9 protein-coding genes and 2 tRNA genes are annotated in these 13440 nt (G+C 43.1%); 2 read left to right on the top strand and 9 right to left on the bottom strand.

Annotation, left to right across the window (positions count from 1 at the left end; translation table 11 throughout):
* Position 1: 1 nt before the first annotated feature.
* The 3 genes from ACFSR5_RS06710 to ACFSR5_RS06700 form a co-directional block, all read right to left on the bottom strand.
* Positions 2-1426 (bottom strand): RagB/SusD family nutrient uptake outer membrane protein, encoded by a 1425-nt coding sequence (locus ACFSR5_RS06710; protein WP_380901992.1) that lies wholly within the window; start codon positions 1424-1426, stop codon positions 2-4.
* Between the two features lie 18 nt (positions 1427-1444).
* Positions 1445-4591, bottom strand: coding sequence for a SusC/RagA family TonB-linked outer membrane protein (locus ACFSR5_RS06705; protein ID WP_380901990.1), 3147 nt, complete (start codon positions 4589-4591; stop codon positions 1445-1447).
* A 277-nt stretch (positions 4592-4868) separates the two neighbouring features.
* The gene (locus ACFSR5_RS06700) at positions 4869-7712 is read right to left on the bottom strand and encodes a helix-turn-helix and ligand-binding sensor domain-containing protein (protein ID WP_380901988.1); all 2844 of its coding nucleotides are present in this window, start codon (positions 7710-7712) and stop codon (positions 4869-4871) included.
* 105 nt (positions 7713-7817) lie between these two features.
* Between ACFSR5_RS06700 and ispE the strand changes: the two genes are divergently transcribed.
* Positions 7818-8630: a 4-(cytidine 5'-diphospho)-2-C-methyl-D-erythritol kinase gene (gene ispE, locus ACFSR5_RS06695; RefSeq protein ID WP_380901986.1), complete on the top strand. Its 813-nt coding sequence runs from the start codon at positions 7818-7820 to the stop codon at positions 8628-8630.
* Between the two features lie 171 nt (positions 8631-8801).
* Here ispE and ACFSR5_RS06690 read toward each other — a convergent pair.
* From ACFSR5_RS06690 to ACFSR5_RS06680, 3 genes are all read right to left on the bottom strand, one after another.
* Positions 8802-8889, bottom strand: a tRNA-Leu gene (locus ACFSR5_RS06690).
* Between the two features lie 5 nt (positions 8890-8894).
* Positions 8895-8967, bottom strand: a tRNA-Gly gene (locus ACFSR5_RS06685).
* Between the two features lie 159 nt (positions 8968-9126).
* The gene (locus ACFSR5_RS06680) at positions 9127-10431 is read right to left on the bottom strand and encodes an ammonium transporter (RefSeq protein ID WP_380901984.1); all 1305 of its coding nucleotides are present in this window, start codon (positions 10429-10431) and stop codon (positions 9127-9129) included.
* Between the two features lie 442 nt (positions 10432-10873).
* On the opposite strand from ACFSR5_RS06680, the gene ACFSR5_RS06675 reads away from it, so the two are divergent.
* Positions 10874-11929, top strand: a complete 1056-nt coding sequence (locus tag ACFSR5_RS06675; RefSeq protein WP_380901982.1) for a porin — start codon at positions 10874-10876, stop codon at positions 11927-11929.
* A gap of 57 nt (positions 11930-11986) precedes the next feature.
* On the opposite strand, the gene ACFSR5_RS06670 is transcribed toward ACFSR5_RS06675, so the two are convergent.
* The 3 genes from ACFSR5_RS06670 to ACFSR5_RS06660 all read right to left on the bottom strand — a co-directional run bounded on the left by ACFSR5_RS06670 (position 11987) and on the right by ACFSR5_RS06660 (position 13423).
* Positions 11987-12427: a tail fiber domain-containing protein gene (locus tag ACFSR5_RS06670; RefSeq protein ID WP_380901980.1), complete on the bottom strand. Its 441-nt coding sequence runs from the start codon at positions 12425-12427 to the stop codon at positions 11987-11989.
* 90 nt (positions 12428-12517) lie between these two features.
* Complete coding sequence (locus tag ACFSR5_RS06665) at positions 12518-12811, bottom strand: hypothetical protein (protein ID WP_380901978.1); 294 nt, start codon at positions 12809-12811, stop codon at positions 12518-12520.
* A 126-nt stretch (positions 12812-12937) separates the two neighbouring features.
* Positions 12938-13423, bottom strand: a complete 486-nt coding sequence (locus ACFSR5_RS06660; protein WP_380901976.1) for a regulatory protein RecX — start codon at positions 13421-13423, stop codon at positions 12938-12940.
* Positions 13424-13440 lie beyond the last annotated feature (17 nt).

Genomic DNA, 13440 nt, shown 5'->3' with positions numbered 1-13440 from the left:
ATTACCAACCCGGGTTTTGAGTCATCTCAGGCGTTTGGATGAGTTGCTTATCAGGAATCGGCCACAAATATTGCTTATCTTGAAATTGTTTGCCCGCAGCTTGCATAGCGGTGGCGGCTTGTCGGGTACGTACGAGGTCAAACCAACGATCATGTTCGAAGGCAAGTTCTAATCGTCTTTCTTTCCAGATTAATTGGCGCAATTGTGTCTGATCATTTGTTGTCACTAACGGTAAGTCCACGCGATCACGGATGATGTTTAAATTTTGTTTTGCAAGATCGGCATTCCCTAATTCGTTAGCCGCTTCCGCAAGAATCAAGTAGATCTCCCCTAAACGTAGATAACGAATGTTTTTATCTGTGTCGCCAGCCCCTGCATTCGCGGATGAATACGCCTTCTCATTGTACATCGGATTTTCTACGAGCGGACTTACTTTACGGCCATCGTACATCGTTTCGCCGGCAAAGATGATCGTTGCATTTTTGCGGACTTCGTCTTTCTCGGCATTAAACGCGTTCAGTAGATTTTGAGAGGGTATATTAAATCCCCATCCCCATCCTGATGTTCCGCGCGCACCCTGTGTTTGCGAATACTGTTGTATACCGTGTGCCAGTTCCTCACCTCTGCCCTGGAACTCAAAAAGAGATTCAGGGCCGTTTTCGGTGCTTACACGCCATACAGTTGCGTAGTCTTGTTCTAAACTATATTCTCCCGAATTTAGTACAGCTTGGGCCATGTCAACCGCCTCTTGCCATTTATTTTGGTAAAGGAATACCTTGGCCAGCAAGCCCTGGGCAGCACCTTTCGTCGCTCTTCCCAGATCTTTTGCGGGATAGGCGGATTTTGCCGGAAGATTGGTTATCGCGAACTGTAGATCTTCTTGGATGAATGCGTATACCTCGGAAGCGGGTTTCCGCTCGATCAAATCGACGTGTTGTAAGGGAACGTCTCCCCATCCGCGCACGAGAAAGAAATAGTTAAGCGCTCGCAAAAAGCGAGCTTCGGCAATCAGTCTATTTTTATATGTTTCGTCTGTTAGTCCGAATTCTTCCGTGTATTCGATGGCTTGGCTTGCCCGACCGATAGATTTATACCAGTGCTCCCATAACGATGCAAAAGAAGCGGTGGTTGCGGTGTAGGTTAAGGCGTCGAGTACGTCTTTATCGGTTCCAGCGTCGGTAGCCGCACTACCTTTATCCGCGTTATCCGAAAGGATTTCAGTTATTCCGAGATACGCGAAGGCATAGTTCCAATCGGTAAACATGCCGTATATCCCGTTTACAAAGGTTTCGGGTTCATAGATCTCGTTGCTATCTTCCGTTTCCACAACCTCCTTAGCTGGTACATCCAAGAAGTCCTTTGTACAGCCCTGTGCAAAGAAGCCGGCGGCCGTTAATAATAATATATTTAGTTTTGTGAATTTCATGATGATATCTTAAAAGCGTTAAAACTGCATGTTGATTCCAAATAAAAAGTTTCTCGTCGTTGGATATGCCGAGAGTTCAACACCTGATGTTCCGGCGGGGCGTGCATCATCGGGATTATTAGTCGATGATATGCCAGAAATTTCTGGCGATATTCCCGAATATTTTGTGAACATAAACGGATTCTGTGCTGAAAAATAGACCCTTAATTTAGAATTATTAGAATAGAGCTTGTTAAAGGTGTATCCTAATGTGATGTTATTGATCCTGAAATAGTTGCCAGATTCTAAGTAGTAGCTAGATGCATACGTATCTCTTGCTGCTCCAGGATGCGTATTGGTCGAACCTTCGTTCGTCCAACGTTCGTTGAACGTTTGTTCGGTAATGTTTTCTCCCCCATTAATACGTGTCCCTTTTAATGCATTGTAAATCTTATTTCCCGCGACGCCATAGCCATACACAGAGAAATCAAAAGCGCGGTAATTAACACCAATATTTATTCCGTAAGTGGAGGCGGGTATATACGACCCAAAAAAGACTTTATCCCGATTGTCGATTACCCCGTCTTCGTTCTGATCTGCATAACGCAGGTGTCCAGGAAGCGGACTGCCTGTTTTCGCGCCTTCTGCAATTTCTGCTGTGTTTTGCCACACACCTACGGCATCCCACATCCACCATGCATAAATTGGCTGACCAACACGCAATTGTTTTGTAATCTCACCATTCGCTAAACTTCCGCCTATCGCACCGTCGTAAGCAGGCGTAACTTCGGTTACCTCGTTTTTATTATAGGAGTAGTTCACGCTAACGTTGTAGTTAAAATGATCGTTGATCGCTTTGTTCCAATTCACTATGGCCTCAATACCCTGATTCAGTACTTTTGCGCCATGTGCGTAGAAATTCTGTTTAAAAGGCGAATTTAAGGTAGGAGTGACATCGAGGATGGTATTGGTGTTTAGTTTGTGATAATAATCGACAGAACCGGATAGGTTGTTGTTTAAAAACGCAAAATCTAAACCAATGCCAGTTTCTCTTGTTTTTTCCCAGGTTAGCGGGAAGGCAGGTGTTCCGAATGATGCGCCATACACAAGTTCTTGGCTCGGGCCAAACACATAGTTGTTATTGTTGTCGCCAGCGTTCAGATCTGTTCCCGGGGAAACGATGATTTGAGAAGCGTTACGTGGAATATCCTGATTGCCTAACATTCCCCAGTTTCCACGTATTTTCAACAGATTAACCCAGCTCGCTTTTTCCATAAACCCTTCGTTACTAATGGTCCAGCCTAGTCCAAATGAAGGGAATGTTCCCCAGTACTCACCGGATTGACGGAACACACTGGATCCGTCCCGTCTGACAGTTCCCGTCACATAGTATCTGCTATCAAAATTATATTGTGCCCGAGCAAAGTACGATGCTAATGCCCGTGGCGTAAATTCCTTGTGAGATATGTTTTTTGGTAGAACGGACGACTTGGAGCTGTTCGCTAGGTTCAGGTTCCAATATTGCTCTTGTTCAGGCACATCATAGCCGACTCCCTCGATGCGATTGCCTGCTCCAAATTTTTCTCTTGACATCCCCAACGTGGCATCAAGGTTATGTTTTCCAAAGCTTTTCTGAAAGGTCAGGAAATTTTCCCAGATCCATCTCAGTGTCTCTTCCTGTTGTATACCTAGCCGATTGTATGCGTAATCTGCCGCTAAAGGATTGGTGTTCCGTAAATCCTCAAATTCGGCTTCTAATCTCGTAGGATCAGCATTTAACCAAGCGTCTTTCGTATTTTGGAAGTTCCTGCCACGGTACCAATATTTTGTAGCACCAACACGCGAATTGATCTTTAAATAGTCTGTAATTTTAAATTCTCCTTCAAATCCACCTTGTAGGGTTGTCGATTTTTGAAGTTCGTTATGTCTACTAATATCATAGACAGGGTTTCCAATGGAATTTAGCACTTTATTCGTTCCTGACTGATAACCTATCAGGCCTGTTTCGCCGTCAATAATCGGCCTGCCTGCACGCCCATTTTCGTACCATACTGGTGATAACGGAGTTTGGCGATATGCTGTATTAAAAGCACCATTAGGCTTGATTTTATTATCTGTGAATGTAAGGTTGAGGGTTTGATTGAACCTTAGCCGACCTTCTAAAAACTTATAGGTATTGTTATTTCTAATGGTATTTCTCGTGAATTTTGCGCCATCTAGCATTCCATTCTCCGTAAAATTATTAAAGCTCAGAAAATAGTCGATATTTTCCGAACCGCCGGACAAGTTGACGGCGTTATTGAAAACAGAACCTGTCTTTAGTATTTCGTCGTACCAATCTGTATCATACGGTTGTCCATTTTCGGCGATACTATAATCTGCGTTCGTTGCCGTTAGATGCTCATTGACATATTTCGCATATTGTGTGCCGTTAGCCATTTTCACGGGATTCAGGATGTTTTTTACCCCAGCATAGCTGTCGTAGCCAATTTTGAAAAATCCAGCTTTACCTTTTTTCGTCGTAATAATTACGACACCATTTGCGGCACGTAAACCGTAAATGGATGCAGAAGAAGCATCTTTTAAAACATCCATGGATTCAATATCCGTTGGATTGATATTGTTGATATCCGCTACCGGCATACCGTCCACAATATATAACGGGTTTCTGCCTCCTAATGCCGTACCCAGACCACGAATGATTACATTTGGCGCTGATCCGGGGGCTTCCGAAGCCACAATATTTAAACCTGCCACCTTTCCTTGCACCGACTGCATGGCCGACATAGCGGGCTGTTTAGCAATTTCGTCTGCTTTCACGGAACTGATTGCCCCTGTCAAATCCGCTTTCTTTTGTGTACCATAACCAATGACGACCACTTCTTCTAAGGCTTGGTCTTCATTGACCAAGAAAATGTCAAGCGTTGTTTGACTACCAACAACAGCTGTCTGTTGGGTGTAGCCGATAAACCGAAAGGTTAGCGTATCGGTGGGAGCAGCTTCAATCGAGAAGCGGCCCGTAGCATCAGTCTGAACCCCCTGTCCACTTCTGACGCTGATCGTCACACCTGGAATGCCGATCAGCGACTCGCTGTCTTTGACCGTACCGGTGACGGTTTTAACCTGAGCAAATCCATAGGGTAGGATGACGGTTAAAAACAATAAGAGTGTAAATAACTTCCTCATAGAGCTTGTTTTTGTTTAGTTTATAGTTATGAAACAATAACTGGTTATCGTAACACAGTGTTTATAATTAGAACAAAGATGTGATGTATTCGTTTCTAGGAGAAATTATTCGATTTCACATTACTACTTCACTTGTTTTTCACTGCTACAAGAGGTGTGTTTATATGTTGTTAATTATTTGTTAATCAACAATGTAATTTGTGTTTTTACCTGCTCAAAAAGTTTTAGATGGTGTTGTTTATACACTATGCATCTGTAGTGGTAATGATGTGGTGTTCTAGCGTTCTAATAGGAACTCTGTTAAGTTTTTTTCGGTGGGGAGATCGAATTTTTTGCGCAACCGATACCGACGGATTTCTACGCCTCGGGTGGTGATATTGAGGAGGGACGCAATGTCTTTGCTCGACATGTTCAGGCGTAGGTAAGCGCAGAGTTTAAGGTCGTTTGGCGATAGACTTGGGTAGTCAGCTTTCAGTTTTTTGAAAAAGTTCTCATGCGATTCATTAAAACTTTTCTCGAACAGATCCCAATCCCGTTCATCGCTACGTGCATTATCGACCAATTTATTGACCTTTTGGAGTTGGTCATTGGATAGCTTGTTCCCGTTCTTGTCTTTGAGGTTCAGGAGCTCTTCATGCAGGTTATTGAGCAATTCGTTCTTATAAACAATATTCGTCGCTGCATTGGCAAGCTCTCGATTTTTAAGTTCAAGTTCTTGGATCAATTGTTCATTTTTGACGGCCATGAGCTTTTTCTCATTTTGTTCGGTTTCTTTGCGCAAAACTTCCTCTTGCCGTTTCTGCAATTTCTGCCGTAAAGCCAATTTGTCCCGTTTTATTTTTTCAATGATCAACCGACGCGTTACGAAAATACCCACACCGGTAAGCATGGTATATACGACTAAGGCGGGCCACCTTAAGTACCAGGGATGCAGGATACTAAATTTTAAATGTGTACTATCCGATACTGTTCCGGCGGCTGTAATTGCCCGTACTTTAAACGTATAACTCCCGGCGGGTAAATTGGTGTAGTCAATAAAAGCCGTTTCCGATGCTTTGGACCATTCCGTTGACTGCCCTTCAAGCATATATTGATACTTGATAGGCGAGCTCAGGAACCAGGGAACGGCAAATAGGATGCGTATATTGTTTTGCTTATTGGCTAGTGGGCGATTTTGCTCGAGATAGATGGTCGAATCGCTTACCGAAATATCTTGTACCCCTCGGATGACGGGAGCTGCAATCTGCTGTTCGTAGGCGTTCTTTTTGTCGTAAATGGCAATTCCGTTGTCCAGTCCGAAGATCAAATGATTACCTACCGGCTCCGCGATTTCATAATTCTTCATCACCACATCCTCTAGGCTATTGAAGGTAGACGAGTCGACATGTAGTGCATTCTGATTAAACCGAACGAGTGCAAAATGTCCTTGATTTGAAAAGAGATATGTGTTGTTATCTAATGTTTTAATTCGCTTGGATCGGGCGTATGAGCCTAACGTTTTGTTAAACTCATCATAGGGTTTGAATTTAGACAAGACGTTGTCATAGATAAAAATTCCTTTGTCGGTCGCAAACAACGTATTGCCGCGGAGCGACGTGGGGGTGATGTATCGGATGTGTGGAAAATCATTCGTGTAAGAGAATGATTTGCTGATCTTCAGGCTACTGAAATTTGGGGAAAACTCAGCCATGGCCAGGCTGTTATTCAGAACGACCCAAAATGTACGCGCGTCTTTAGGAAATATGTTTAATACGGCCGCTTTTAATTCGCTGAATTTATGCCGAAGTCGCCATCCGTCTGTATATTCAAACAGGGCCAAACCGGTATAGTTTCCTTGTAGAAACAACGATGGCGTTTCCGTGAGCTGCCTATTGGCCCAACCGCCTGTCCACTCGGATATGCGCGTTAGGGTATTTCCTTGTATCAGGAATGTGCCATCATTGTGCCCGCAAATGAGCTGATTATTAAAGATATCCAACGACCATACCTGTCCTTGCGAATTGGGGACAAACTGGAAGTTAAGCGGTTTTGCACTGTCGTTGGTTGTCCATTCGCTGAAAAATAATCCCTGATTAGTGCCCAGGTAAATTGTGTCGTGAAAAACTTTGATGGCATATACCGTTCCTATTTCCCCGAAAATGTCGTTATAATAATAGAACGGAGAATTGATTTGTATACGATCAATACCATTATCCAAGCCGGCCCAAATATTACCTTGACGGTCCAATGTCATGCTGAGTACGGTATTGTTCTGCAGACCGTTACGTTTGTGGATATGTTGCAGAAGCTTTCCATGTCGATCGATGATAAAAATACCATTTTTGATGGTCCCAAAGGCAAAGGTTTGATCATCTATCTTGATCCCATTGTTTAGTTGGGCTTCCTTAAGAAGTTTATTTACAGTAGAATTTGCGTTCCATGGGACGATTTCGCCATTGTCCCGTAAAAGAAAAAGACCTTGTTTTGCCGTTCCGACCAGTTGTTCGTTGTCTGAAAAAGGGAGGATGCTCAATATATTGCTCAACGGAGTAGATAAGGATTTGAAGCCTGCGTAGGACCACGACTGTAGTCCGGAAGGGATCTTCTCTATCCACAGTTTGTTTTTGACTTGGTGCGCAAATAGTAGCGATTCTCCGTGGCCATGGTATACCTCTATTTTATTGTTCCTGTAGAGGTAAAACTTTGAAAAGGATTGGAACATAACCGCATCGGGCAAAAATAGAATCTTCCAGATTTCGTCATTTTCCAATGTTTTGGAATCCACCAGTTGCGACAACTTTCTGTATTCAAGCCTTCCATTTACTTTATGCAAATAGCCGAACTCTTCCTTTCCGCCCACGTATACATCCCCGTTTGGGGCTAACGCTACGCTGCGGACAAAACTTCGGTTGTCCAGTGGGTATAAATCCCAATACGCCCCGTCGAATGTGATCAGTCCATTGTTGTTCGCGGCATAGATAATCCCGTCTTTTCCTTGGGCGATACTCCAGTTTTGGTTGCCCGCTTTATATTGGGATTTTGTATAGTTTTGTACAAAAGGCGTCCCTATGGGCGAAATTTTTTGTGCGCCACACCAAACCTGCTGAAAACAAAAAAGAAAAAGAAAGACTATCCGAATCATACCGTACGCGCTGTCGCTACGCCGCAAGTTACAAACTCGGCCGGTTTAAAACAAAATCTTGTTTTTACCGGTTTATTTTCCGAGGAAGTTGTTTAATATTGTGTTATGATTGCTTATGCGAATGCGAAGATTAATATCGGCTTAAACATCACCGCCAAACGAGGCGATGGGTATCATTTGTTGCAAACGGTTCTCTATCCTTTTCCGTTGTATGATATTATAGAGCTTCGTGATGCAACAGACGGCAGGACCAGTTTACGTATTACGGGCATGGATTTGCCTGTTGATGAGAATAACCTGTGCCTCAAAGCTTTTCGACTGCTTCGTGATCGATTCGACCTGCCTGATGTACAGATACATCTGCATAAGCAAATACCTTTTGGAGCGGGGTTGGGAGGCGGATCCGCAGACGGCGCCTTTGTGTTGAAGATGTTGAACGACAAATTTCAATTGCAGCTGTCGTGGACCGAACTGGAGGTAGAGGCTGCCAAATTGGGGGCAGACTGCCCATTTTTTATTCAGAATGTGCCGATGTACGCGGAAGGGATAGGTACCACCTTGTCGCCCCTTGCCTTGGACCTATCGAATAGGTTTTTAGTTTTGGTAAAGCCTGCGGTACATGTTTCAACTGCAGAAGCCTATCGGGGCATCGTTCCGCAACCGGCTCCTGCACCGTTGCGCGATTTGGTGCAATTACCAATTCAAGACTGGAAATATTATATTAAAAATGATTTCGAGGATGGGATTTTTGATCAGTATCCCGAGATCAGAGCGGTAAAGCTAGCTTTGTATGAGAAAGGGGCATTATATGCGGCCATGTCAGGCTCTGGCTCAGCTGTATATGGTGTATTTACGAAACGTGTGGACTTGAGCAGCCTGGCGGGATTAGGGCAGGTGTATTACCCGGTCGTACTCTAGCAAATCTACGTTAGCGTTTTTATTCCAACAAAGATTCATGAAGGGAGCACGAGATTGATCTGATTAGTGGTGAGCGGTATGGGGTTATTTTGTTTTTCGACAGGGAATTCCAAGAGCGGAGCAAGTTTGTTCTAAATAATGAAGGTTCACGATATTTATAGTGAACCTTCATGGTACCTAGGGCGGGAATCGAACCCGCACTCCTTTAACAGGAACAGGATTTTAAGTCCTGCGTGTCTACCAGTTCCACCACCTAGGCAACTGAGCGAAAGACGAGATTCGAACTCGCGACCCCAACCTTGGCAAGGTTGTGCTCTACCAACTGAGCTACTTTCGCTTGACGTGGTGCAAATATAGAAGAATTCTTAGCTGGTGCAAAATAAAAAGTAAAAAAGCGGAAAAGTTGTTTGTTCTTTCCACAGGGTATCAATTTTAACTCCGTCTGGAAGAAAGACTTGTGTTCTTCCAGACGGACGTTAAAAAAGTTATTGAACGATTAGAGTTCTTCGTCGTGTTGACTGATGTCTAGCCCCATGACTTCCGCTTCTTCGCTTACCCGCAGCGGAGCGAGAAGATCGGTGATTTTTAGCAATAATAAAGCTCCAAAAAATGCGAATGCTGATGCGCCAACTAAAGCTATTAAGTGGGCGGTAAACAATCCTGTTTCGCCAAAGAATAGTCCGTTTGTTGTCACGACACTGTTTACAGAACTATGTGCAAATACACTGGTCAATAACATGCCCACCATACCGCCTACACCGTGGCAGGGGAATACGTCGAGGGTGTCGTCAATTCCTTTTTTCGTTCTCCAGATCACCAACAGGTTGCTGATTACTGCCGCGACGACTCCAATAATCAAGGAATGTGGGATGGTGACAAATCCAGCGGCAGGAGTGATCGCTACTAGACCCACCACAGCTCCGATACAGGCGCCCATAGCCGATGGTTTTTTTCCTTTTAAGATGTCGAAGAAAATCCAGGCCATGGCTGCTGCAGCAGATGCCGTGGTTGTTGTGGCAAAAGCGGAGGCCGCTAGCGCGTTCGCACCACCTGCAGACCCTGCATTAAAGCCGAACCAACCAAACCAAAGGAGACCTGTACCGAGGATAACGTAGCTGATCCGGGACGGGGTATGTTCCTGTTCCTTGCGCTTTCCTAGATAGAGCGCTGAAGCTAAAGCTGCCCAACCTGCCGACATATGTACGACGGTTCCCCCGGCAAAATCAAGCACGCCCATTTTGGCTAAGATCCCGTCGGGATGCCAGGTTGCATGTGCCAAAGGGGCATAGATGACGATGACGAAAAGTGTGATAAAAATGAGGTACGAATTGAATTTAATACGCTCTGCGAATGCGCCGGTGATCAAAGCAGGAGTAATGACGGCGAACTTCAGTTGAAACATGGCGAATAAGGCGATCGGGATCGTTGGTAATGCTGGCCAAACGTCATTGCCGAGCATGCCTTTCATCATATAGAATGTAGATGGGTTGCCGATGATACCGCCGATATCCTCCCCGAATGCCAGGCTAAAACCGAACACCACCCAGATCACGGTGATTAGGCCCATACAGACGAAGCTTTGCAGCATGGTCGATATCACATTCTTTTTACGCACCATTCCTCCATAAAAAAATGCGAGACCGGGTGTCATGAGGAGAACTAAAGCTGCCGACATGAGTAGCCATGCTGTGTCGCCGGTATCGATGCTGCTTTCCGCGACGGTGGTTACCTCTGTAGATGGAGCGAGCAAAGCTAAGACTGCTGCGATCGTCAAGGCACCAAATGGAATGATTTTTTTCATTGTATTTTATTTGGTTTAGTTAGTAGAGTTTGTTAATTCATTACTTCTCTCTTTGTTTTGTTGTTTTTTTGATATTCATTTTAAGTTTTCATTGCAAATATTGTAATAAAAAATCAATAACACCTATAAAAAATTCATAAAAAAAATTTTTTTTAATAAAATAGGCCATTTTTTATGTGTTTTACGTGTTTTTGTTTATTGTATTTCTGTTTAATCGGTTGGTTTTTGTTTTTTGTATTTTGAAATAACAATTTTATTTCATTTGTTTGTGTTGTTAACGATAAAAATCGGATAAAATCTTAATTTTTGTTGTTTATTTTTTGTTTTCAACTCGTTCTTATATTGAAAAAATAAAAATTCTCTTTGTTTCTTAGATTTATTTTAGGTTTTTATGTTTTTATGGTCTATCTATTTTAAAAAAAACAATAAACTAAAACAAATTATGAGAAAATTTCTATTCATCATCACTTCTTCGCTAATCAGTACACTATCTTATGCCCAAGATGGTTCACCGTTAGAAATTAGCGGCTATGCAGATGCATATTGGAAATATGATTTTGCAAAACAAGAGAATATAGGAACTTATTTTGCGAATGACCACAACTCAGTATCGCTGGGGATGTTAGGGCTCGGGTTAAAAAAATCTACGGGCAAAGCTACTTTTGTTGGAGAAGTAGCCTTTGGTCCGAGGGGTCAATATCTGAGTATACCTAACGGTGACGACCGGGAGGCAAATGGAGGAAACTCATTCCATATACAAAATCTATATGCCTCGTACAATTTTACGGATCAATTCAGTATGACTGCAGGGTATATGGGGACATTTATTGGTTATGAAGTGATTTCTCCAGTGCCGAATTTTCATTATTCCACGTCGTACCTGTTTGGTGCTGGTCCTTTTCAAAACGCAGGTATTAAAGCTACATACGCCTTTTCAGATAAGGTTTCCTTAATGGCGGGCGTATTCAATGATTGGAACGTGTACCGCGACCTCAATGGAGTTTCGCATGTTGGCGCTCAATTGTCCTTAGCGCCGGTCGAAGGGCTGACGGCATACCTAAATTTCCTGACCGGTTCATCGGCAGGAGGCGAGAATAACTACAGTTCGGGAACGTTGGTAGATCTTGTGGCAAGCTACGATTTCTCGCCTAAAGTGACGTTGGCACTGAATGCTGCAGATTATTCTTTCCGTTCAGATGGCGGTTACACCGGTGTTGCGCTTTACCCCCGCTACAATATCACGGATAATGTCGGGGTTGGCCTACGGGCAGAATACTTTAAGAATAAGGATGTAAAAGGTGTGGACGGGGCGGAAGATGTGGATGGCTCGCAAATTACGGCATTTACGCTATCTGCGCGGTTGAAGCATGGTGGATTGTCGGTTATTCCAGAAATCCGCCTGGATAATGATGATCAGTCAGGCTTTTTGAAAAAAGATGGTATGACGGCGACGAAACAAGCATCTCAAGCCTCTATTGCACTGGTTTATGCTTTTTAAAGGAGCTTAGGTTATTCATTCTATAAGAAAAGGGGCCTTAAGCCCCTTTTTTGAATGTTATTCGCTTAATTTGGTTTGCCGCAGCTCGGCAACTTCTTTTCGTAAAGCTTCGATTTGCTCCTGTTGTTCTTTGATGGCTGCTACCAATACAGGGATCAAGCTTTCCTGATCAACTTCTGCATATTTAGCTACCTTGGATGAGTTTTTACTTGCATGGTATACTTTGGAAGATGTCTGGATCATGTCGGGAAACACGGTTTCTACGTTGCTTGCTAAGAATCCGTATTGATTACCCGCTGGCAGCTCCAAGTTTTTAAATTTTTGCGTATTGTACTGAAACGCCACAGGCTCTAAGTTTTTGAGCTGTTGTGTCGAATTCGCGATTTTCGTGACGTTTATTTTCAATTCGTTTTCGTTTACTTGTTGAGCGGATGCGCTGTATGTAAGGCCAAAGGCAAGGCCTAAGGTTACTATTCCTTTAATTAACATGTTGTTCATTATTATATGTTGTTTACTAAAAAATAAGATGATACGCCGTTTATGGATAAAGACGGTCGTGTCTTTATCACATGATTGTTCTGACAAAAATTAAGCGAAGTTGGGAGGGGGGCAATGTAAACTTATGCTCACATGGGGCAGATTCTCGTCCAGCGCCTGAAATTCACACCGCTGTGGAAGCAGAGCAACCAAGCCTTGTTCGATAGAGACCCAAAGAACCTCATCGTCAAAGCTACGTTTGTTTTCCTGTTCTTCTGAGTCGGAATGGCTGTCGGTCTGTTCGATGTCGACAGACTCGTTGGCTGCAGATAAGGAAATATAGGCTGATCCACCCAGAAAAAATCCGAGGACGGTTATCATATATATTACCCAAATCTTTTTCATATCCAATGGATGGTTTGCCGATTTTGAATGCTACAAATATACGAAATTAGTTCGTTTCTGTAGTGTAAAATTTTATTTTTGTTAACTGTATTTTAGTGTGTTATGATGTTTATGTGTTTGTTTGATTTAATCGAAAATTTCTCCGGTTTTTTCAAAAATTAATGTGCTTTCGAAACCTTTGGCCTGTAAAAATCGAATTAATTTCGCTTTTTCATGAAAACTTAGCTTGCCTGCTGGTTTATTTATTTTTTTTTCTATGCTATCTACTAATTTTTTTTCATATTCATCGGGGTCGATCTGTTGCAGGGCTAGTTTTATTAAAGGACTTGACACTTTTTTTGCTGTTAAATGCTGTTTTATCTTAATTTTCCCCCATCCTTTCATGCGGAATTTGCCCAAAGCAAATGCTTTGGCAAAGCGTTCTTCGTTTAGAAAATTGTCTTCGATCAACTGTGCGATGGTATTTTCGACATCGTTTTGGTGAAGCCCCCAATCGTACAGCTTATCCCGGACTTCTTGCTGAGCACGCTCTTGGTAGGCACAGTAGCTTTCGGCTTTTAATTTTGCCTGATGTGGCGTAAGCTTTTTCTTGGGGGTATTTGAATCATCCATAGTGCAAATCTTGAAAA

The organism is Sphingobacterium suaedae, assembly GCF_042684625.1.
Lineage (GTDB): Bacteria > Bacteroidota > Bacteroidia > Sphingobacteriales > Sphingobacteriaceae > Sphingobacterium > Sphingobacterium suaedae.
This window is presented reverse-complemented; position numbering and strand designations above follow the sequence as displayed.

What these genes read in the sequence shown, in the direction of transcription:
- ACFSR5_RS06680 (WP_380901984.1), bottom strand. Translation starts at nt 10,431, where the DNA reads ATGAAAAAAATCATTCCATTTGGTGCCTTGACGATCGCAGCAGTCTTA.
- ACFSR5_RS06665 (WP_380901978.1), bottom strand. Translation starts at nt 12,811, where the DNA reads ATGAAAAAGATTTGGGTAATATATATGATAACCGTCCTCGGATTTTTT.
- ACFSR5_RS06700 (WP_380901988.1), bottom strand. Translation starts at nt 7,712, where the DNA reads ATGATTCGGATAGTCTTTCTTTTTCTTTTTTGTTTTCAGCAGGTTTGG.
- ACFSR5_RS06670 (WP_380901980.1), bottom strand. Translation starts at nt 12,427, where the DNA reads ATGAACAACATGTTAATTAAAGGAATAGTAACCTTAGGCCTTGCCTTT.
- ispE (WP_380901986.1), top strand. Translation starts at nt 7,818, where the DNA reads ATGATTGCTTATGCGAATGCGAAGATTAATATCGGCTTAAACATCACC.
- ACFSR5_RS06660 (WP_380901976.1), bottom strand. Translation starts at nt 13,423, where the DNA reads ATGGATGATTCAAATACCCCCAAGAAAAAGCTTACGCCACATCAGGCA.
- ACFSR5_RS06710 (WP_380901992.1), bottom strand. Translation starts at nt 1,426, where the DNA reads ATGAAATTCACAAAACTAAATATATTATTATTAACGGCCGCCGGCTTC.
- ACFSR5_RS06705 (WP_380901990.1), bottom strand. Translation starts at nt 4,591, where the DNA reads ATGAGGAAGTTATTTACACTCTTATTGTTTTTAACCGTCATCCTACCC.
- ACFSR5_RS06675 (WP_380901982.1), top strand. Translation starts at nt 10,874, where the DNA reads ATGAGAAAATTTCTATTCATCATCACTTCTTCGCTAATCAGTACACTA.